At 73.5% G+C, this 19449-nt stretch carries 18 protein-coding genes, 1 tRNA gene and 1 pseudogene; 8 read left to right on the top strand and 12 right to left on the bottom strand.

Features of this window, described 5'->3' with window-relative positions:
- Positions 1 to 70: 70 nt before the first annotated feature.
- The gene (locus RMN56_RS17885; RefSeq protein WP_313718596.1) at positions 71 to 2203 is read left to right on the top strand and encodes a transglycosylase domain-containing protein; all 2133 of its coding nucleotides are present in this window, start codon (positions 71 to 73) and stop codon (positions 2201 to 2203) included.
- Positions 2204 to 2331: 128 nt separating this feature from the next.
- Here RMN56_RS17885 and RMN56_RS17880 read toward each other — a convergent pair whose 3' ends face one another.
- Both RMN56_RS17880 and RMN56_RS17875 read right to left on the bottom strand, forming a co-directional pair.
- Positions 2332 to 2901, bottom strand: a complete 570-nt coding sequence (locus tag RMN56_RS17880) for a GNAT family N-acetyltransferase (RefSeq protein WP_313718595.1) — start codon at positions 2899 to 2901, stop codon at positions 2332 to 2334.
- Positions 2898 to 4262 carry a cobyrinic acid a,c-diamide synthase CobB gene (locus RMN56_RS17875; protein ID WP_313718594.1) on the bottom strand — a complete coding sequence of 455 codons (1365 nt, stop codon included), beginning with the start codon at positions 4260 to 4262 and terminating at the stop codon, positions 2898 to 2900. Before RMN56_RS17875 ends, RMN56_RS17880 begins: the two co-directional genes overlap by 4 nt.
- Before the next feature lie 133 nt (positions 4263 to 4395).
- Between RMN56_RS17875 and RMN56_RS17870 the strand changes: the two genes are divergently transcribed.
- On the top strand, positions 4396 to 5211 hold the full coding sequence (locus RMN56_RS17870) for an SURF1 family cytochrome oxidase biogenesis protein (protein ID WP_313718593.1): 816 nt from the start codon (positions 4396 to 4398) through the stop codon (positions 5209 to 5211).
- Between the two features lie 27 nt (positions 5212 to 5238).
- On the opposite strand, the gene RMN56_RS17865 is transcribed toward RMN56_RS17870, so the two are convergent.
- The 4 genes from RMN56_RS17865 to RMN56_RS17850 form a co-directional block, all read right to left on the bottom strand.
- Positions 5239 to 6822 carry an ATP-dependent DNA ligase gene (locus RMN56_RS17865; protein WP_376787196.1) on the bottom strand — a complete coding sequence of 528 codons (1584 nt, stop codon included), beginning with the start codon at positions 6820 to 6822 and terminating at the stop codon, positions 5239 to 5241.
- A gap of 108 nt (positions 6823 to 6930) precedes the next feature.
- Positions 6931 to 7137, bottom strand: coding sequence for a hypothetical protein (locus RMN56_RS17860; protein ID WP_262284628.1), 207 nt, complete (start codon positions 7135 to 7137; stop codon positions 6931 to 6933).
- A 78-nt stretch (positions 7138 to 7215) separates the two neighbouring features.
- Positions 7216 to 8583 carry a dipeptidase gene (locus RMN56_RS17855; RefSeq protein WP_313718591.1) on the bottom strand — a complete coding sequence of 456 codons (1368 nt, stop codon included), beginning with the start codon at positions 8581 to 8583 and terminating at the stop codon, positions 7216 to 7218.
- Positions 8584 to 8604: 21 nt separating this feature from the next.
- A complete protein-coding gene (locus RMN56_RS17850; protein WP_313718590.1) occupies positions 8605 to 9258 on the bottom strand; it encodes a uridine kinase family protein in 654 nt (217 codons plus the stop codon).
- Positions 9259 to 9368: 110 nt separating this feature from the next.
- Between RMN56_RS17850 and RMN56_RS17845 the strand changes: the two genes are divergently transcribed.
- Positions 9369 to 9770 carry a rhodanese-like domain-containing protein gene (locus RMN56_RS17845; protein ID WP_313724775.1) on the top strand — a complete coding sequence of 134 codons (402 nt, stop codon included), beginning with the start codon at positions 9369 to 9371 and terminating at the stop codon, positions 9768 to 9770.
- Between the two features lie 56 nt (positions 9771 to 9826).
- Here RMN56_RS17845 and RMN56_RS17840 read toward each other — a convergent pair.
- The 3 genes and pseudogenes from RMN56_RS17840 to ssb form a co-directional block, all read right to left on the bottom strand.
- A pseudogene (locus RMN56_RS17840) lies at positions 9827 to 11367 on the bottom strand (cobyric acid synthase); the annotation flags it as partial.
- Positions 11364 to 12395: a cobalamin biosynthesis protein gene (locus tag RMN56_RS17835; protein WP_313718588.1), complete on the bottom strand. Its 1032-nt coding sequence runs from the start codon at positions 12393 to 12395 to the stop codon at positions 11364 to 11366. The gene RMN56_RS17835 and the pseudogene RMN56_RS17840, both read right to left, overlap by 4 nt.
- 94 nt (positions 12396 to 12489) lie before the next feature.
- Positions 12490 to 13296 carry a single-stranded DNA-binding protein gene (gene ssb / locus RMN56_RS17830; protein WP_313718587.1) on the bottom strand — a complete coding sequence of 269 codons (807 nt, stop codon included), beginning with the start codon at positions 13294 to 13296 and terminating at the stop codon, positions 12490 to 12492.
- 278 nt (positions 13297 to 13574) lie between these two features.
- Between ssb and RMN56_RS17825 the strand changes: the two genes are divergently transcribed.
- Both RMN56_RS17825 and RMN56_RS17820 read left to right on the top strand, forming a co-directional pair.
- Positions 13575 to 13985 (top strand): HPF/RaiA family ribosome-associated protein, encoded by a 411-nt coding sequence (locus RMN56_RS17825; RefSeq protein WP_313718586.1) that lies wholly within the window; start codon positions 13575 to 13577, stop codon positions 13983 to 13985.
- 88 nt (positions 13986 to 14073) lie between these two features.
- Positions 14074 to 15084 (top strand): alpha/beta hydrolase, encoded by a 1011-nt coding sequence (locus RMN56_RS17820; protein WP_313718585.1) that lies wholly within the window; start codon positions 14074 to 14076, stop codon positions 15082 to 15084.
- Between the two features lie 10 nt (positions 15085 to 15094).
- On the opposite strand, the gene RMN56_RS17815 is transcribed toward RMN56_RS17820, so the two are convergent.
- Positions 15095 to 15832, bottom strand: a complete 738-nt coding sequence (locus RMN56_RS17815; RefSeq protein ID WP_313718584.1) for a hypothetical protein — start codon at positions 15830 to 15832, stop codon at positions 15095 to 15097.
- A gap of 166 nt (positions 15833 to 15998) precedes the next feature.
- On the opposite strand from RMN56_RS17815, the gene RMN56_RS17810 reads away from it, so the two are divergent.
- Together RMN56_RS17810 and RMN56_RS17805 are read left to right on the top strand one after the other, a co-directional pair.
- A tRNA-Arg gene (locus tag RMN56_RS17810) sits at positions 15999 to 16074 on the top strand.
- 651 nt (positions 16075 to 16725) lie between these two features.
- Positions 16726 to 16911: a hypothetical protein gene (locus tag RMN56_RS17805; RefSeq protein ID WP_313718583.1), complete on the top strand. Its 186-nt coding sequence runs from the start codon at positions 16726 to 16728 to the stop codon at positions 16909 to 16911.
- Positions 16912 to 16918: 7 nt separating this feature from the next.
- On the opposite strand, the gene RMN56_RS17800 is transcribed toward RMN56_RS17805, so the two are convergent.
- Positions 16919 to 17542, bottom strand: coding sequence for a hypothetical protein (locus tag RMN56_RS17800; RefSeq protein ID WP_313718582.1), 624 nt, complete (start codon positions 17540 to 17542; stop codon positions 16919 to 16921).
- Positions 17543 to 17705: 163 nt separating this feature from the next.
- Here RMN56_RS17800 and RMN56_RS17795 point away from each other — a divergent pair, with 163 nt between their 5' ends.
- Positions 17706 to 18608, top strand: a complete 903-nt coding sequence (locus RMN56_RS17795) for a Rho termination factor N-terminal domain-containing protein (protein WP_313718581.1) — start codon at positions 17706 to 17708, stop codon at positions 18606 to 18608.
- Positions 18609 to 18659: 51 nt separating this feature from the next.
- On the opposite strand, the gene RMN56_RS17790 is transcribed toward RMN56_RS17795, so the two are convergent.
- Positions 18660 to 19439 carry a TIGR02391 family protein gene (locus tag RMN56_RS17790; protein WP_313718580.1) on the bottom strand — a complete coding sequence of 260 codons (780 nt, stop codon included), beginning with the start codon at positions 19437 to 19439 and terminating at the stop codon, positions 18660 to 18662.
- Positions 19440 to 19449: the final 10 nt, after the last annotated feature.

The raw sequence follows: 19449 nt of genomic DNA, 5'->3' as shown, positions 1-19449 counted from the left end.
ACCGCTGAACCCCCTCGCCCGTTTATGAATTCTTCTCATTTCCGAATCGGAAATGTCATAGCTTGACCACGTGAGCAACCGACCCCTTGCCTCCGCTGGTCGTGCCGTGCCCCTCCTCCGCGCCGGGCTCATCGCCGGCATCGTGGTCGCCGCCGCGGCCTATCCGCTGGCCGCTGTCACCGGCATCGGGGCCAAGGCCACCGCACACGCAGTGGAGCAGAAGACGAACATCCTGAAGACCGCGCTGCCCGCCGAGACCTCGTACCTGTACGCGCCGGACGGCAAGACCGTGCTGACGATGTTCTACGAGGAGTACCGGCAGTACACCAAGATCGACGAGATGTCGCCGAACATCCAGCAGGCGATCGTCGCCGCCGAGGACAACCGCTTCTACCAGCACCACGGCGTCGACCCGAAGGGCGTGGCCCGCGCCTTCGTCTCCAACGCCCGGTCCGGCGGCGTCTCCCAGGGCGCCTCGACGATCACCATGCAGTACGTCCGGATGGCCCTGCGGGACAGCGCGAAGACCCCGAAGGAGGTCCAGGAGGCCACCCAGCAGACCAGCCTGCGCAAGGTCAAGGAGATGCGCATGGCGCTGGACATCGAGAAGCACGTCAGCAAGGAACAGATCCTCGAGCGCTACCTGAACTCGGCCTACTTCGGCCACCGGGCGTACGGGATCTACGCGGCCTCGCAGATCTTCTTCTCCAAGACACCGGCCACCCTCACCCCGGTCGAGGCGGCCACCCTGGCCGGGCTGGTCAAGTCCCCGTCGGAGTACGACCCGATCACCTCCGACCAGAAGGACGCCACCGGGCGGCGCAACTACGTGCTCGACAACATGACCCGCCTCGGCTACCTCTCGCCGGACGCCGCGGCGGCGGCCAAGGCCGAGCCGATCAAGCTGCGACTCACCAACCCGCCGAACGACTGCGCCTCGATCAACGAGCAGTACACCACCTGGGGCTTCGCCTGCGACTACCTGAAGAACTGGTGGAGCGCGCAGCCCGCGTTCGGGGAGAACCGGCTGGAACGGATGGACAAGCTGCGCCGCGGCGGTTATCGCATCGTGCTCGCCCTCGACCCGAAGATCCAGGCGGCGGCGGAGAAGAACGTGGGCGCGAAGGACGGCACGGGCAGCCCGTTCGCCAACGGCATCGTGGTCGCCGAGCCGGGCACCGGACGGATCAAGGCGATGGCGGTGAACCGGACCTATTCGCTCGACCTGAGCGAGAACCCGAACAGTTCCAACCCGGAGGCCGGCCCGAACGTCAAGGCGAACTATCCGAACACGGTCGCGCCGCTGCTCGGCGGGGGCACACTTCCCGGGTACCAGGCCGGGTCGACGTTCAAGATGTTCACGATGCTCGCCGCGCTCAACTCCGGGACGAAGCTCTCCGACACCATCAACTCGCCGTACCGCTACCAGTCCAAGGTCTACGACGGGTGGGCGCCCTCGAACGCCAGCGGCGCGATGACCGGCGTGCAGACCATGTGGTCCGGCTTCGGCAAGTCGGTGAACACCTTCTTCGTGCAGCTGGAGGAGCAGGTCGGCGCGGAGAAGGGAGTGCGGCTGGCCGAGCAGCTCGGGCTGCGCTGGCGTACCGACGTGGACCGCGAGCACGCCGCGCCGGACAAGGCGAACAAGTGGGGTGCGTTCACCCTGGGCGTCTCCGACGCCACCCCGCTGGAGGTGGCGAACGCATACGCCGCGGTCGCGGCCGACGGCCGGTACTGCGAGGCGATCCCGGTCAACTCGATCATGAACCGGGACGGCACGCCGGCCACGTACCGCACGCCGGGCGGGGTGCAGCGGGAGATCGCCAAGCCGCGCTGCCGGCAGGTGGTGAGCGCCGACGCGGCCCGGGCGGCCACCGATGCGGCCCGCTGCCCGACCGGCGACACCCCGGCCAAGGGGGGCTGCGGCGGCTGGTCGACCGCGGACAGCGTGCGGGGCACGGTCGGCCGCCCGGTCGCCGGCAAGACGGGTACCACCGACAGCACCCGGTCGGCCTGGTTCGCCGGCTACACCCCGGAACTGGCCGCGGCGAGCTTCATCGCCGACCCGGACAACCCGTTCAACGCGGTGGGTGACGGGTTGTCCCAGGTGCCCGTCGACGCGGTGGCGATGACCCTGCGCGACGCCCTGAAGGGCCAGCCCACCCGCCAGTTCACCCCACCCAGCGACCAGATCGTGGGCTGACCGCCCCCTGAGGCTGCCCGGGGGTGCGCCCGGGCCAGTTGATCAAGAGGTTTGCGCGCGGAATCATCCGATTCCTGACGCAAACCTCTTGATCAACTTCCGTGGGGGGCGCGGGGGGGGTGCGGGGGTCAGCCCAGGTCGGCGGTTACGAAGGACCAGAGTTCCAGGTCCACCCGGGCGCCGTGGACGAAGCCGGCGTTGCGGAGCAGGCCCTCGTAGCTGAAGCCGGCCTTCTCCGCCACCCGGCGGGAGGCGACGTTGCCGGGGGCCACCCGCAGCTCGACGCGCTGGAAGCCGTGCTCCAGGATCAGCGCGATGGCGACCGCGTCGACCGCCTCGGCGGCCAGGCCGTAGCCGCGGGCGTGCGGGGCGATCGCGTAGGACACCTCGGTGAGCCGGGCGCCCCAGTCGGTGCGGCGGGTCCACAGGCAGCCGACCACCCGCCGGTCCTCGCGGCGGACCACCGCCCAGTGGTCGCCGTCCCCGCTGTCCCGGCGCTGCCGGGCCAGCTCGGTGCACCAGGCCCGCCCGTCGATCTGCCCCGACGCGTCGGCCAGCGGCAGCCAGCGCTGGGTGCGCCGGTCCGCGAACACCTCGTCGACCGCCTCGGCGTCCGCCGCGACGAGCTGGCGTACCTCGGTGCGCGGGGTCGAGACGGTCAGCGCCGGGAACCGGCGCACCGCCACCTGCCCGATCACGCCGGGGCCTCCGCGGGGGCCAGGGCCGCCGCGACCAGCCGGGCCGCCACCTCCGGGTACGCGGACCAGTGCGGCACGAGCTGCGAGGCGTGCACCCCCCGCCACACGAACCCCTCCGGGGCACCACCCTCCCAGCGCCAGGCCGCCCGGTCGCCGGCCCGCGGGGTGAGCACCGCGGCGTGCTGCTTGTGCCCCACCACCGTGGCACCGGCCCGGGCCACCACGCTGTCGACGGCCGCGGTCGCCTCCCGGTAGCCGACCACCAGGCCGTCCCGGCTGGCGCCGACCGCGTCGAGCACCCCGCACATGGGCAGGCCGTCCAGCTCCCGGGCCAACCAGAGCAGGCCGGCCCCCTCGGCGACCACGGGGCGGCCCGTGCGGGCCAGCTCGGCCACCGCGATGCAGAGCCGGCGGTTGGCGGAGAGCTGCTCCGCGTACGTCTCCGGGAGCCCGCCGCCGACGACCAGCGCGCGGGTGCCGGCGGGCAGCGACTCGTCGCGCAGCGGGTCGACGGTGACCACCTCGGCGCCGGCCGCGCGCAGCAGCTCGGCGGTCTCCGGGTGGCTGTAGCTGCCGCCCGGGCCACCGGCCAGCGCGACCACCGGCCGCTCCCCGGGGGGCGGGTCGGCCGGCTCCGGCGACCACGGCGCGGCGGTCAGCTCCGGGGCGGACCGCGCCAGCGCCAGCAGCCGGTCGAGGTCGATCGTGGCGGCGGCCGCCTCGCCGAGCCGGCGCACCGCCCGCTGGGCCTCCGCGTCGCCCTGGACCACCGGCACCAGGCCGTGCCGGCGGGCGGGCAGCACCGGGGGCAGCTCGTGGCGGCGCAGCGCGCCGTAGACCGGCACCCCCACGTCGTCGAGCGCCTCGCGCAGCATCGCCTCGTGCCGGGGCGACGCCACCCGGTTGAGGATCACGCCGCCCAGCCAGAGCTGCTCGTCGTAGGCCCGGAAGCCGTGCACCAGGGCGGCCACCGACTGACCCATCGCGGCCACGTCGACCACCAGCACGACCGGGCTGCGCAGCGCGGTCGCGACGGCCGCCGTGGACTCCGTCTCCGGCCGGCCGGCGATCGAGTCGTAGAGCCCCATGGTGCCCTGGACCAGCGCGAACCCCGCGTCGGCGGCGCCGTGGGCGAAGAGGGGCGCGACCCGCTCCGGGCCGACCAGCCGTGGGTCGAGGTTGCGCCCCGGGCGCCCGGCGGCCAATCCCAGGTAGGCCGCGTCGACCTGGTCCGGCCCGATCTTGAACCCGGCCACGTCCAGCCCCCGGTCGGCGAGGGCCGCGAGCAGGCCCAGCGAGAGGGCACCGGTGCCGTGCCCCGAGGAGGGCGCGCTCAGCACGACGCGCGGCACGACGGTCATCATCGACTCCTGCTCTGGGTGGTTTCCGCCCGCGTGACCATACCCGCCCGGACCGACGCACGGCTGCCGCCGGCCGGCCCGATCCGGCCCGGCGGGGCCAGTGGCGCCGCTCATACGGGTAGCCTTGGCCAACGTGTACCGGTTCCTGCTGACCCCACGCTGGCTCGGCTATCTCGCGCTGACCCTGGTCGCGGCCGCGGTGATGGTCTTCCTCGGCAACTGGCAGCTGGACCGCTACCGGGGCCGGACGGCCATCAACGAGCGGATCGACGCCGGCGCCACCATGACCCCCGCGCCGCTGCGCGACGCCCTGCCGGCGCCGACCGGCGGCCCGGGCACCACCGGCCCGGCCCCGGCCGACCGGCTCACCTGGACGAGGGTCACCGCCACCGGCCGGTACGACAGCGCCAACGTCGTCCTGGTCCGCGGCCGCACCGTCGACAACAAGGTCGGCTTCGAGGTGCTCACCCCGCTGGTCCTCGACGACGGCAGCGCCGTGCTGGTCGACCGCGGCTGGGTCCCGCCCGTCCCCGGCGGCAACGCCACCGCCCAGCCGCAGGTGCCGGCCGCGCCGGCCGGCGCCGTGACGGTCACCGGCCGGCTGGTGTCCAGCGAGAGCGGCGGCGGCGCGGTCGACCGGCGCGACGGCAAGCTGGAGACCCGGCGGATCAGCATCCCCCGCCTGGCGAAGCAGCTTCCCTACCCGGTGTCCGGCGGCTACGTGCTGCTCGACCAGCAGACGCCGGCCGCCGACCCCACGTTCCAGGCGGTGCCGATCGGGCACACCAACAACTGGCAGAACTTCGGCTACGTGGTGCAGTGGTGGCTCTTCGCCGCCATGAGCCTGGTGGGTTACGGCTGGGTCGCCCGCCGGGAGGCGCGCCGGCTGGCCGGCCTCGACGGGCCGCGCGAGCCGGTGGACCGCGCCGCCGAGCCGGCCGCCACCTGATCCCTGCCCGCCGAGGACCCGGTCGGGTCAGCCGGTGACCCGACCGGCGTGGATGGCCCGGACCGCGTCGATGGTGTCCGCCTCGGCGGCGGTCTTGTCGTCCCGGTAGCGGATCACCCGGGCGAAGCGCAGCGCCATCCCGCCCGGGTAGCGGCTGCTGGTCTGCACCCCGTCGAAGGCGATCTCGACCACCTGCTCCGGCCGGACCCGGACCACCCAGTCGCCCTTCTCCACGGCCAGCGCGAGGAAACGCTCGGTCTGCCAGCGCAGCAGCTCGTCGGTGAGCCCCTTGAACGTCTTGCCGAGCATGACGAACTCGCCGGTGCGCGGGTCGCGGGCGCCCAGGTGCAGGTTGGAGAGCCAGCCCTGCCGCCGGCCGCTGCCCCACTCGACCGCCAGCACCACCAGGTCGAGGGTGTGCCGTGGCTTCACCTTGACCCAGGCCGCGCCCCGCCGGCCGGCGTCGTAGGGGGCGGCCGGGTCCTTGACCACCACCCCCTCCTGGCCGGCGTCGACCGCCGCCGCGAAGGCGGCGCCGGCCTGCTCGGCGTCGTCCACCTCCACCCGGCCGACCAGCAGCGCCGAGTCGACCGCGCCGGCCAGCGCGGCCCACCGCTCCCGGCCGGGCAGGTCGATGAGGTCCGTGCCGTCGAGGTGCAGCAGGTCGAAGAAGTACGGCGTCAGCACCGTCTCGCCGGTGCGCTCGGCCGCCGCGAGCACGGCGGGCGCCACCGGTGTGTCCCCGGTGGTGCTCGGGGTGATGCGCCGGGCGGCCCGGCTGGAGGTCTCCTGGAAGGGCAGCGGGCGCCCCTCGGCGTCCAGCCCGATCGCCTCGCCGTCGAGCACCAGCTCGCGGGCGGGCAGCGCGCGGACGGCGGCCACGACCCCGGGCAGCCGGCCGGTGATGTCGTCGAGGCTCCGGGTGAAGACCGCGATGTCCTGGCCGGACCGGTGCACCTGGATGCGGATGCCGTCGAGCTTGACGTCGACCACCGCCGGGGTGCCGGTGGCGGTGAGCGCCTCGTCGACCGAGGGCGCGCTCTGCGCCAGCATGGGGGCGAGCGGGCGGCCCACCTGGAGCCCGAACCCGGCCAGTGCGGCCGCCCCGCCGGAGAGCGCCGCGACCGCCACCGCCCGCAGGTCACCGGCGAGCAGCAGGGCGCGCCGCACGGCGGCGACCGGCACGTCGGCGGCCCGGGCCACCGCCTCGGTGAGCAGGCCGGCCTGGGCGCCCTGGCGCAGCTCGCCGCGGAACAGGCCGGCCAGCAGCCGCTGCTCGTCGGCCGTGGCCGCGGCGAAGAGCCGGCCGAGCAGCTCGCGCCGCCGGGCCTGCGAGCCCGCGCCCCCGACGGCCGCGATCTCCTCGATCGCCGCGTCGACGCCGCCCACGGTCAGGCTCGGCTCGGCCGCCGGCGGGGGCAGGTCACGCAGGCTCGCCCAACCCACCCCGGTCTGCCGCTGCCGCAGCTCGCCGGCCAGGTAGCCGGCGCCCGCCGGCACCTCGTCGGGATCGAGCGACCGCAGCGCGGCGGCCAGCAGCTCCACCTTGGCCCGTCGGCCGCTGGTGGCGCCCACGGCCGCCGACGTGGCCGCCAGCTCAAGGAAGCGCACGTCCCTCATCCTGCCAGCCGCCCCCGACAGCCGGGCGCTTCCCGACCGCGGGGAGTTGGCGTCCCCCAGGAACGTCAACTCCCCACGAGCGGGGAAGCGGCGGCCGGCTCAGGCCGAGACGGGCTCCTCGATGCGGAGGCCGCGGGCGCGCACCTCGTCGGCGACCCGGGTGAGCAGCGTGTCGAGCGTGACCAGCACGGCGGAGAGCTCGCCGAGCTGGTCCTTGAGCGCGTCCTCGGGCCACGCGGAGACATCGACGTCCCCCAGAGCACTGACGGCGGCCTGGAGCCGCGACATCTCGTCGTTCGTACGCATGTTCGAGAGGCTATAACACCCCGCCGCCCGACACACCGCAAACTCCGACATCGACCCCGAAGTTACGGTTTCGACACCTCAGGAGCGGTTCGCGCCCGCCTCGGCGACCTTCGCGAGCAGCAGCGCCTCGGCCACGCAGACGCGGGCGAACTCGCCCAGGTGCAGGCTCTCGTTCGGCCCGTGCGCCCGGGCGTGCGGGTCCTCCACACCGGTCACCAGGATCGCCGCGGCGGGGAACATCTCCTGGAAGGTGGCGATGAAGGGGATCGACCCGCCCACGCCGATGTCGACCGGGTCGGTGCCGTCCCAGGCGCCCCGGAACGCCGCCCGCGCCGCCTCGAACATCGGCCCGGTGGCGTCGATGACGCAGGGCGCGCCGTCGTGCTCGAACGTCACCGTCACCCGGGCGCCCCACGGCGCGTGCTTCTCCAGGTGCGCGGTCAGCGCCGCGTACGCCTGCTTCGGGTCGTCGCCCGGCGCCAGCCGTACGCTCAGCTTGGCCTTGGCCGCCGGGACCAGCGCGTTCGGCGCCTCCCCGGTGGCCGGGGCGTCGACACCGAGGATGGCCAGGGCGGGCTTGGTCCAGAGCCGGTCGGTGATCCGGCCGCTGCCGAAGAGCTGCGCGCCCTCGATGAGCCCGGCCTCCGCGCGGAACCGGTCCTCCGGGTAGTCGACGGTGGCGCCCTCCCGGCCCACCAGGCCCTCGACGGTGACGTTCCCGGCGTCGTCGTGCAGCGTGCCGAGCAGCTTCACGAGGGCGGTGAGCGCGTCCGGCACGGCGCCGCCGAACATGCCGCTGTGCACCGCGTGGTCGAGGGTGCGCACCTCGACGAAGCAGTTGACGATGCCGCGCAGCGAGGTGGTCAGCGCGGGCACCCCGATGTCCCAGTTGCCGGAGTCGGCGATCACGATGACGTCCGAGGCCAGCTCGTCGCGGTGCTCGGCCAGCAACCGCTCCAGCGAGTCCGAGCCGTACTCCTCCTCGCCCTCGATGAAGAGGACCACGCCGACCGGAAGCTGGTCGCCGAACGCGCGCAGCGCCGCGACGTGCGCCATGATGCCGGCCTTGTCGTCGGCGGCGCCGCGGCCGTAGAGGCGGCCGTCCCGCTCCACCGGCTCGAACGGGTCGGACTCCCAGAGCGAGAGGTCACCGACCGGCTGGACGTCGTGGTGGGCGTACAGGAGGACGGTGGGCGCGCCGGGCGGGGCGGGCTTCGTCCCGATCACCGCCGGCTGGCCGCCGGAGCGCACGATCTTCGTGTCGAGGCCGCAGCCGCGCAGCAGCTCCGCCACCGCCTCGGCGGAACGCTCCACGTGCGAGTGGTCGAAGCCCGCGAAGGCGATGCCCGGGATGCGGACGAGTCGCTCGAGGTCGGCACGGACGCCGGGCAGTTCCCGCTCGACGGCGGCCCGCACCTCGGACTCGGACAGGATCGGAGTGGTCATGACCGGAATCGTATGACGGCCTTACCGGACCCCGCCGTCCGAGCCCGCCCCCGCGGGCCGGCGGACGTAGTAGCGGTCCACGTCGTGCGGCAGGTCGGGGGCGCCGTCGACCACCACGTCCACCGCGGCCTCCGTGCCGTCGGCGGCGAAGTGCGCCCGCTCCCCGGCGTGCCAGCGGCGCAGCTCGGGCAGGATGTCCGCGCCGTCGCGGGCGAGCGCCCGGGACAGCCGCAACCCGGCCGGCGCGGTGACGAGGACCGACAGGGTCAGCTCCGGCCGGATCGCCGCCCGCGCGGCGCTCACCCCCTCGACGATCAGCACCGGCCCGGCCGGCACCGGCACCGGCCGGTCCAGGAAGCACCGGCGCACCCAGCTGTACCGGCGGTAGGCGCCCGGGCGGCCGGCCCGGACCGGTCCGAGCACCCACTCCTCCAGCCGGGGCCAGAAGGTGAGCTGGTCGTCCCAGCCATCCAGCAGGTCGTCGGTGCGGACCACCGGCGGCCGGGCGCCGCCGGGCAGCGCCGCGACGGCGTCCGCGAGGCGCGTCGCGAAGACGCTCTTGCCCGCGCCGCTCGGCCCGTCGACCGCCACCAGCCGGGTACGCCCCAACCGCGCCGGCCCGGCCAGCACCCGGCGGGCCAACCCCGCGTACGCCTCGACCACCGCCACCGTCACCCGGCCGACGTTAGCCGTCCCCCGTCCGCTGGATCCTGCGGCACCAGCAGGCCGTTCACCGGGCGGGCCCGCCCGGCCGTGGGCATCATCGGGAGGTGCTCCATGACGTGATGAGTCCGGGCGTCGACGCCCTCCTCGAACAGGCTCGGGCCGGCCTCCGCCGGCTCACCCCGCACGACGCCGTCGAAGCGGTCCGCGCCGGGGCGCTGCTGGTCGACACGCGCACCGAGGCGCAGCGCCGCGAGCAGGGCGAGCTGCCCGGGGCGATCGTCATCGACCGGACCGTGCTGGAGTGGCGGCTGGATCCGGCGAGCGCCTGGCGCATCCCCGAGTCGACCAGCTACGACCGGCAGATCGTGCTGGTGTGCCGGCAGGGCTACAGCTCCAGCCTGGCGGCCGCCGGCCTCCAGGCGCTCGGCCTGCGCCACGCCACCGACATGATCGGCGGCGTGCAGGGCTGGCGGGAGGCGGGCCTGCCGATGTCCGACCGACCCGCCGACGTCCGCTACTGACCCCTCCGCCGGTCGGCGCGCGGGTTGGCTCAGGCCGTCGACGCCTCGGGCCCGGTCACGCCGTCGGCGCGCCGGGTGGGATGAAAGGCAGGTCCGCGGGCGGGCCGGACTCGATCAGCCGCCACAGCGCGTCGGTGTCGAGGTGCTCCTCGACGAGGTCGCCGAGCAGGTCCAGGGTCCGCTCCCGGGCGGCGGCGAACGAGGTGTCCGGTGCGACCTTGAACCCGGTCCGCCCGGCCAGCGCGGCGACCTCGGTGAGGAATCGGCGCCGGAAGGCGTCGGACTCGAAGGCGCCGTGCCAGTGGGTGCCGTGGACCGGACCCAGCCGCGCTCCCTCGCCGCCGCCGTCGGCGTAGCGGAGCAGCGGCGGCAGGCCCGGGTCGGCGGCCGAGACCTGGCCGTGGTGGATCTCGTAGCCGTGGACCGGCACGTCCCCGGCGGCGGTGCCGGCGGCACGCCGGACCGTCTTGCGCGGGTCGAAGGTGATCTCGACGGGGAGCAGCCCCAGGCCGGGCACGCTGCCCTGGCGGCTCTCCACCGGGTCGTGGATGGCCCGGGACAGCATCTGGAAGCCGCCGCAGATGCCGAGCAGCGGCCGGCCCGCGGCGGCGTGCGCCAGGACGGCGTCGGCCAGGCCGGTCTCCCGCAGCCAGGCCAGGTCCGCCACGGTCGACTTGGAACCGGGCAGGACCACCAGGTCGGCGGCGGCCAGCTCGGCCGGCTCGATGGTGAGCCGCACCCGGACGCCCGGCTCGGTGGCCAGCGCCTCCACGTCGGTGGCGTTGCTGATCCGGGGCAGCCGGACCACCGCCACGTCGAGCCATTCGGTGCCCCGGGGGGCCGCCGGCCGGCCGAGCACCCGCCCGTACGCGAGCGAGTCCTCCGCGTCGAGCCAGAGGTCGAGCGCCCAGGGCAGCACGCCGAGGGTGGGGCGGCCGGTGACCCGGTGCAGCATGTCCAGCCCCGGCCGGAGCAGCCCGAGGTCGCCCCGGAACTTGTTGATCACGAAGCCGGCCACGAGGGCCTGGTCGGCCGGGTCGAGCAGCGCGACCGTGCCGAACATCGAGGCGAACACGCCGCCACGGTCGATGTCGCCGACCACGACGGCCGGCAGGCCGGCGTGCCGGGCCAGCCCCATGTTGACGTAGTCGCCGGCCCGTAGGTTGATCTCGGCCGGGCTGCCCGCGCCCTCGCAGATCACCACGTCGTATTCGGCCCGCAGCTCGGCCAGGGCCGCGTACGCGGTCTCGGCGAGCCGGGGACGCAGCTTTCGGTAGTTGCCGGCGGTGACCGTGTCGACCGCCTCGCCGAGCAGCACCACCTGGCTGGCGTGGTCGCTGCCCGGCTTCAGCAGCACCGGATTGAAGCGCAGGTCCGGCGCGAGCCCGCAGGCGGCGGCCTGCATGGCCTGGGCGCGGCCGATCTCCCCGCCGCGCCCGTCCGGCCCGACCACCACGGCCGAGTTGTTGGACATGTTCTGCGCCTTGAACGGGGCGACCGACACACCCCGGCGGCGCAGCCAGCGGCAGATGCCGGCGGTGAGCACGCTCTTGCCGGCGTCGGAGGTGGTCCCGGCGACCAGCAGCCCGCCGCTCATCGCCCGCTCCCCGCCGCTCGCCCGCTCCCCGGTCGCGTCCCGGCGAGGGCGCGCAGCGCGGCGCGGCCGGTCGCGCCGACGAGGCGACCGACCGTCACCGGGTACGCCGCCGCGAGGCCGAGCGCGGCCAGGCCGACCGCGCCGGAGATCCGGGCGGCCCGCTTCAGGTGCCGCGCCTCGGGCCGGGGCCCGTCACCGAGGAACGGCCGGGTCTCCTCGCGTCCGAAGTAGACGTTGCGCCCGCCCAGCCGGACGCCGAGCGCCCCGGCCATGGCCGCCTCGCACTGGCCCGCGTTGGGGCTCGGGTGTTCGTTGCGGTCCCGTCGCCAGACCCGCCACGCGGTGGCGCGGTCCCCGTGCGCGGTCGGCGCCACGGCGACGGTGAGCAGCCCGGTCAGCCGGGCGGGGACCAGGTTGAGCAGGTCGTCGAGGCGGGCGGCCGGGGTGCCGAAGCGGGCGTAGCGGGGTGAGCGGTGGCCGACCATGGCGTCGAGGGTGTTCGCCGCCCGGTAGCCGAGCAGGCCGGGCAGCCCGGCGACGGCGCCCCAGACCAGCGGGGCGACCACGGCGTCGGAGGTGTTCTCGGCGACCGACTCGACGGTGGCCCGGGCCAGCTCCGGCTCGTCCAGCGCCGACGGGTCCCGCCCGCAGAGATGGTTGAGCCGGCCGCGGGCGGCGGGCAGGTCATCCGCCTGCAGCGCCCGCGCCATGAGCCGCGACTCGTGCCGCAGGGTGCGCCCGCCCAGCACCGTCCAGGTCCCGGCGGCCACCAGCGCGGCCCGGGCCACCGGGTGCCGCCGGGTGGCGAGGCCGGCAGCCGCCCCGAGCAGCACCGGCGCGCCGACCGCGAGCGCGGTGAACGCCGCGCCGGCCGATCGCTCAGGTCGGTAGATCCGTCGCTCCAGGGCGCCGGCCGCCCGGCCGAAGCCGGCCACCGGGTGCCACCGTCGGGGATCGCCGAGCAGCGAGTCCAGGGCGTAGCCCGCCACCAGTCCCGCCGCGTTCGCCATGGCGGTCGCCTGCCGCACCCGTCACCACCTCCGGCCGGCCAGCCTAGTCGTACGGCGGGGTGGCCACGCCGGCGTCGCCACCCCGCTCCCCCGTCGCACGATCCGGAGCTGCTCAGGCGGGCACCGGGGTCCGCCCCCGGCCCCGCCGGCCACGGCCGGTCCCGGTGACTCCCGCACTCGCACCGGCCGGATCCGGCTCGCCGGCGGCCGGCTCGGCGCCCCGCGTCCCGGGGACCGGCTCCGCGCCCAGCTCGTCGCCGTCCGGCTCGGCGGCCAGCTCGTCCGGGTCGGCGCCCAGCTCGTCCGGCTCGGCGGCGCGGCCGTCGGGCCGCTCGTCGAACGGGTCGGCCAGCTCGTCGAGGTCGCCGGCCGCCGCGTCCGCCCGGGCGGAGAGGCCGACGCGGGAAACGCTGAACTCGGGCGGCGGGAACTCGTCGTCGAACGGCCGGTCGTCGAGCGACGCCGGGGCCTGCGCGACCGGCACCGGCTCGGTGGCCTCACCGTGCACCCGGCTCTCCGTCTCGGTGTCCTCGACGGTGCTGGTCGTCATGCTCGGCCGGTTGCGGAGGAACCGGGCGCGGCCCCGGGACAGGTCGTGGCCCACGGCGACGGCCTCCAGCTCGTAGAGGGTGCGGTGGTTGCCGGCGTCGTCGGTCCAGTCGCGGGTGTAGAGGCGGCCCGCCACCACCACGGGGTCGCCGACCGCCACCGAGGCGGCCACCCCCTCGGCCAGCTTCCGCCAGCAGTTCACCCGCACCCGGAGGCTGTTGCCGTCGACCCAGCGGCCGCTCTCCCGGTCGAGGCGGCGGGCGGTCGACGCGACCTTGAAGTTGGCCACCAGGGTGTTGCTCTGGGTGGTCCGGCGCCACTCCGGCGCGGTCAGCACGTTGCCGACGATCGTGACGTACGTATCGAACATCGCCCCTCCCAGGGGAACTCGGCTTGTGGGGCCGAGCCTCCGCCGGCGAGCGCCCGGGAGCCAGCCGTCCCCGGCCGGGCTGTGGACGACCGGGCCGGCTGTGGACAACCACCTGATCAAGGTCCCGGTCTGCTAGGACCGGTGGCCCGGTGGCCCTGACCTGCGGAAGCACATGATCAGCAGGCCGGGTTCCGGACCTACCCGGATTGGGTATGAACTTGATCAACCGAGAGAAAGGGAGCGCCGATGCTTCTCCGAGACGTCTGCGAGGCCCGGCGATGAGCGCCGTGGCGAACCCCGCGACCGTGGCCGAGTGCCTGCGGGTGGGCGCCGGATTCTCCCAGGGCGACCGCAACTGGATCGCGGAGCAGTTCGCGACCCTCGACGCCCGGCTCGCCGGGTTCCACGCCGATGCCACCGAACTGGAGGTGTCGGTCAAGGACCGGAACGCCCGGGGCCAGAAGGTCACCCTGGAGTGCTGGGTCGCGGGCCGGCAGAAGATCGTCACCACCTCCGCCGAGGAGGACCTGCACGCCGCGCTCAACGACGTCCGGGACGACCTGCGCCGCCGGCTCAACGACGCGAAGACCCGGCAGGAGCCGCGCCACAACAAGCACCTGCGCGAGACGGACCAGCCCGAGGGCGTCCCCGCGCAGGCCGCCGAGCGGGCCGACGCGGAGACCGCCTGAGGCCTACCCCCACCCCCGTCCGCACCCGGTGCCGGCGGGCGGGGGCGGGGGCTACCGCCGGGTAGCTCGGCGGCGTACCGTCGCGGTCGTGGAACCCGACGTGCTGGGACCGCCGTACGAGCGGCAGACGATCGACCTGGGCACCGACGACGAGGGACCGGTCGTCGCGACCCTGGTCCGCCGGCGGGCGGAGCGCCCCACCGGCCGGGCCGTCCTCTACGTGCACGGCTTCGTCGACTACTTCTTCCAGACCCACGTCGCCGACTTCTTCGCCGAGCGCGGCTGGGACTTCTACGCGCTGGACCTGCGCAAGTACGGCCGCAGCCTGCAACCGCACCAGACCCCGAACTTCTGCCGCGACCTGAGCGACTACTTCGCGGAGCTGGACGCCGCCGCGAAGATCATCCGCGAGGACGAGGGCCACGACAACCTGCTCGCCATGGGCCACTCCACCGGCGGCCTGATCATCTCGCTCTGGGCGCACGCCCGCCGCGAGGCCGGCCTGGTCGACGGGATCGTCCTGAACAGCCCCTTCTTCGACATCAACGCGCCCTGGCTGGTCCGTCGACCCCTCGCGGCCGCCGTCTCCCGGCTGGGCCGCCGGGCGCCACAGCGCATCCTCCCGTTCGGGCTGGGCACCGTGTACGGCGAGAGCCTGCACGCCGACCACCGCGGCGAGTGGCGTTACGACCTGGCGTGGAAGCCGCTCGCCGGGTTCCCGGTGCGGGCCGGCTGGATCAACGCGATCCGCGCCGGTCAACGCCAGCTCCGGGCCGGCCTGGACATCCCGGTGCCGGTGCTGCTGGCCTGCTCCACCCGCAGCTACCGGGGCACGAAGTGGCACGAGTCAGCCACCCTCGCCGACGCGGTGCTCGACGTGGAGCACATGGTGCGCTGGGCGCCCCGGCTCGGCCGGCACGTCACCCTGGCCCGCTTCGACGGCGGGTTGCACGACCTGACCCTGTCCGGTCCCGCCGTACGCGAAAAGGTCTTCACGGAGGTCGGTCGCTGGGCGGAGGGCTTCCTCGGCGCGGGGCCGACCGCGCCGGCTCCGCGGCGGCCGGCCGACGAGACGGCCGGCGCGGCCGCCGAGGGCTGAGCCGGACCGGTCAGCGGTAGCCGGCGGTCGCCGCCGCCAGCGCCGACCGGATCCGGTCGAACGTCGCGACCGGGTGGCCGCCGCCGTCCGCCGGCAGGAGCACACCCAGGCAGCGCAGCGAGAGCTCCCCGTCGAGCGCCTCGACGCCGAACACGGGCGCGCCCACGTACCCGGACGGCAGCTCGGTGGTGACCCGCACGCCGTCGCCCACCCGGGCCACCCGCTCGATCACCGCCTCCAACGGCCGCGACCCGTCGTCGCCGACGCCGAGCGCCAGCACGAACGCCGAGCCGGGCTCCGCGCCGAGCCGGGCGACCGCGTCGGCCGGCGCGGCGACAGCGTCGGTCACCTGCTGGGTACGCCAGCTCCAGCCCCCGTCCTCGGCGTGCCCGTGCAGCCCGCCCGTGGGCATGGCGGCCAGGCCGAGCTCCGGCAGGTGCAGCCACCGGTCGGCGAAATCGGGCAGCTCGATCGGCTCCGCGGCCGCCTCCGCCGGCTCGGTGACGCTCGGCCGCAGCCCGATCTCCCCGTACGGCGTCCGGGTGGTCGCGGCGGCCGTGAGCAGCCACTCGTGCACCACCTCACCGTCGTCGGTCGCGCCGACCAGCTGGCTGTAGAAGAAGGCGGTGCCGAAGGTCGTACCCGGCGCACCGGGCCCGTCCGACCCGCTCACGGGCAGGATGGCGCGGCCGAGGAGCTGGCACAGCTCGTACGCGATCTCGTTCTCGGTTTCCTGGTCGAGCAGCACGACGCCGAGGGTACGGACCGCCCGCCGCCGGTGGCCCGTGACCCGGATATCCGGGGTGCCCGCCGCGGCCGGACGTGGGACGGTGAGCGGCGACGTGGCCGCGACCACCCGTTCCCCCGGCGAGCCGGGGGTCGGCGGTACCCTCTTGGCGCGACACCGTCGACGCGCGCCCGTAGCTCAGCGGATAGAGCAGGGGACTTCTAATCCCAAGGCCGCAGGTTCGAATCCTGCCGGGCGCACCACATTTGACCTGCTAGGACGCAGCTCCCCAGCCGGACCCCGTGAAGATCGAGAGTCCGATCCACGTCCGTCGCAGCCCATCGCCTCGCTCGCGGAGGCCGGTACCCCTGCCGGGTACCGATTGCAGCGCGCCTCTCCTGCACCCATCGGACTCGCTCCGTCGACCTATGAGGGGTCGCCCCTCAGGCATCGCCGGTTGGCGCTCCTCCGCCTCGCTGCATTCAAGATCAACACCCCCGGATCGTCGTAGCCAAGTTGATCTTGGGGGCGATACCGCACCCACGATAGGAGGTGGAGAGATGTCCGGTGATGACGCGGCATCGCAGATCCTGCGCGAGGCGGGGCTGACGCCTACGACAGCTCCCGTCCGGCGGACCCAACAGCCGGTGGCTCCGGCTGCGCGCCGGTACGCGGGTGGTCGCCCTGGCACCCCGCTCAGCGCCAGCGAGAAGGCGCATTGGTCTCGGTTCCGCGAGGAGATCGACACGGAGCTGACCAAGGGGAGACACCTGGGTTGTGGAGAGCCAGTGATGGGCGCTCCCAAGCTGTACGACCGGTCGCTGAAGGTCCCAGTGACCACGGAGACGTGGAGCCGCGTCGAGCTGGTGACGGCGCTGCGCGGCAAGGGACGCAACGAAGCATGCCGGTGAACAATGGCAATCCGCACTGACCTCGCGCTGGTCCCGGACAAGATCGTCCTCAAGCAGCGCCCGATGGGAGTGGTGATGAAGACGCTCTGCCACGAGCAGGCGACTCCCGCCAACCTGTGGACCCTCGTGCAGGACGCGTCGAGCGGCCGACTGGTCGACATGACGCAGGGCGACACCACCAACAGCTAGACCGGGCTCAACCAGCAGCCGACTCCGGATCAATTGAGGAGTCGGCTGCTAGCCGTTCCGCCTCCGTGGGACCGGCCTTCATGCCTAGATCACGACGGATTGACTGCAACAGGTCGTCGGCCAGACCGTCCGTGAGACGCAGTTGGGAGCGCAGACCGTTCAATTGCTCCTCGGTGGCAGGCTCTCCCGAATCCGCCATGGCCCAGCAAACAGCTGCTTCTTGATAGAGCTTCGATGCACTCCGCCTGGTTTCCTCGGACGCAAACAACCTGGCTTTCGTCAGGCTCAGGCCCAAGTTCGCCATGGCTTCGTTCAGGGCCTTGCTCTTCTCGTCAGAAATCGGCCGTGAGCCTGGCTTTCGCAGGAACACTGCCGAACGCATCACCCCTCGACAGTCCTCCGACCGCTGGAGCAGGTCCGTGTAGGCGGCGAGGCGTTCCTGGTGCCACCGGGCATGATCCTCGCGCTCCCACTGCTCCTGGCGCTCCGCCCGCTCCCGCTCCCAGCGGGCCAACTCCTGCTCGCGCTGCCTCTCCCATTGGCGGCTCTCCCGCCGTCCGCTGAGGATCTGCGTGATGATCGCAGCCGCGAGTGTTCCGACGACGGCCAGCGCGGCAGTGACCAGGACCATCCACGACGGAGTGCTAGAGCCCACCCCGCCATGGTTCCGCACGGCTGCAACCCTCCCGCCTCGCTGCCGGGCTTGAGGAGCTTTGTTGAAAAGGGTTTCCATTTTCAGATCGCTGGAGGATAGTTGATCTTGAACCGGCCACCAACGAGAAGGGACCACGGCCATGATCGAGATCGAACTCCAGGGAATGACCGCCGTCGAGCTGCGCAAGCTGGCCGCCCGCTACGGGATCAAGGGTGCGAGCAAGGGCCGCAAGGCTGACCTCATCGTTCCGCTCGCCACCGCGATGGAGCGGGAGCGGATCGAGCGGGAGGCCAAGGCCAACCCCGCCTCGATCGACCTCAACGTTTCCGAGCACCCGACCACCGACCCGGAGGCCAACGCCAAGATCACGGCCGCCACGGAGACGCCGCGCGAGGAGTTCCAGCGGCTCACCTCGCTCCCGCTCTCGCAGCAGACCAAGGCCATCCAGAAGCGCATCCGCCAGCTCAGCAACCTCCCGGAGAACACCGGCCCGCGCGAGGAGGCGGAGGCCACCCCGGCGGCCCAACCGGAGGCCAAGAAGGGCAACTGCCGCTCCTGCGGCGTCCGGAACATCGGGACCGGCTCCGGCGACGCCAACGACCGGGACGCGGCCAAGGCGGTCCAGCTCTGCGTCCCGTGTCACGAGGAGGCCCAGTGGGAGAATGAGCACAGCGACCGGAGCCACGACGCGCTCCCGGAGGACGCGGCGGAGCGGGCTGGCTGCTGGATCTGCCACCCGGAGCTGAACCGGGCCAGCGCCGACTACAAGGGCCGGTGCGCGACCTCCCGCGCCGGAATGAAGATGAACGTGACGCGGAAGATGAGCAGCCGCGAGAAGGCGGAGTTGGTCGCGCAGCAGCTCACCAAGTCCAACATCGTGCAGCACAAGGACGGCGGGGTGACCCTCATCGGCGACTCCCCCGCCGGCAAGGTCGAGCTGCGGTTTACCGCCCGTTCGTTCGACTACAAGGCCAGCCGGGTCGGCGGCAAGAAGGTTCTCAACGTGGCCGCCGCTCTCCGCCGGATCGCTGAGGCGAACTAGCCCACCCACAACCAGCAGCCGATTCCGCCTCGCCGGTAGAGTCGGCTGCTGTCACGCTCCAAGGGCTTGCGCGGCGGAGGTGCGGTGGTCCTCGGGGACAGGAGCCGACACCAACGAGCATCGCTCGATCCACCGACACAGCAAGCTCAGCGTGGCCAGCCGCTCCAACGCCTCGTGCTCACCAAGCTCTTCAAGGTCATGGGTTGCACGGTTGCGGATTGTCATGAAGGCACCTTGGCCGAGCGCTCGGAGTCCGCTCTGCATGGCCTTGTACTCCGCATCCGTCGGCTCTCCCGGCCACCGCAGTCGTGGCTTGCCCGGCTCGGGATCGCTCGCGGAGAAGCACTGCGTGATCAGGTCCGAGTCAAAGACATCACGCCGACCGGTCAGTTCCTGAAGATGGGCGTTGAGACTGGTGCTGGCCGCTTGGACGGCTTCGCGGTAGTGCTTGGTCTCCCAGAGAGTCCGGGCGGCCTGCCACACCCACGGATGCAGCCGGTCCGCCGACATCCTAGGGGCAGGCGAGCGAAGGTTGGCCTCAACCTCAGCCCGACGCTTGAGGTAGCCCAGCGCGTACTTTGCGGCGTCTCGTCCTTTGCTGGTATAGAGGCCGTAAGCGCCTCGCCGTATTAGCTGCTGCTTGCCGAGCCCTGGCTGCACTGCGTTCAATATCCGCTGGATGATCGGCTCCCGCTCACGCAGTTCGTCAGCGAGGGGTTTGAGTGCACGGTCACCCACGTAGTCGCCACGGGCCGTGAACGCCTTGCTCTCGTACTTATCAGCAAGCTCGATATAGGCAGAGAGTTCGGTGATGCACCAGTCGATGTTCACCGGCGCAGCC

Origin of the sequence: Micromonospora halotolerans (assembly GCF_032108445.1) — a bacterium.
Lineage (GTDB): Bacteria > Actinomycetota > Actinomycetes > Mycobacteriales > Micromonosporaceae > Micromonospora > Micromonospora halotolerans.
The sequence above is the reverse complement of the archived record's forward strand: the minus strand, read 5'-3'. Positions and strand labels throughout refer to the sequence as shown.

What these genes read in the sequence shown, in the direction of transcription:
- RMN56_RS17875 (WP_313718594.1), bottom strand. Translation starts at nt 4,262, where the DNA reads ATGACCGTCGTGCCGCGCGTCGTGCTGAGCGCGCCCTCCTCGGGGCAC.
- RMN56_RS17860 (WP_262284628.1), bottom strand. Translation starts at nt 7,137, where the DNA reads ATGCGTACGAACGACGAGATGTCGCGGCTCCAGGCCGCCGTCAGTGCT.
- RMN56_RS17855 (WP_313718591.1), bottom strand. Translation starts at nt 8,583, where the DNA reads ATGACCACTCCGATCCTGTCCGAGTCCGAGGTGCGGGCCGCCGTCGAG.
- RMN56_RS17845 (WP_313724775.1), top strand. Translation starts at nt 9,369, where the DNA reads ATGAGTCCGGGCGTCGACGCCCTCCTCGAACAGGCTCGGGCCGGCCTC.
- ssb (WP_313718587.1), bottom strand. Translation starts at nt 13,296, where the DNA reads ATGTTCGATACGTACGTCACGATCGTCGGCAACGTGCTGACCGCGCCG.
- RMN56_RS17825 (WP_313718586.1), top strand. Translation starts at nt 13,575, where the DNA reads ATGAGCGCCGTGGCGAACCCCGCGACCGTGGCCGAGTGCCTGCGGGTG.
- RMN56_RS17805 (WP_313718583.1), top strand. Translation starts at nt 16,726, where the DNA reads ATGGCAATCCGCACTGACCTCGCGCTGGTCCCGGACAAGATCGTCCTC.
- RMN56_RS17800 (WP_313718582.1), bottom strand. Translation starts at nt 17,542, where the DNA reads ATGGTCCTGGTCACTGCCGCGCTGGCCGTCGTCGGAACACTCGCGGCT.
- RMN56_RS17795 (WP_313718581.1), top strand. Translation starts at nt 17,706, where the DNA reads ATGATCGAGATCGAACTCCAGGGAATGACCGCCGTCGAGCTGCGCAAG.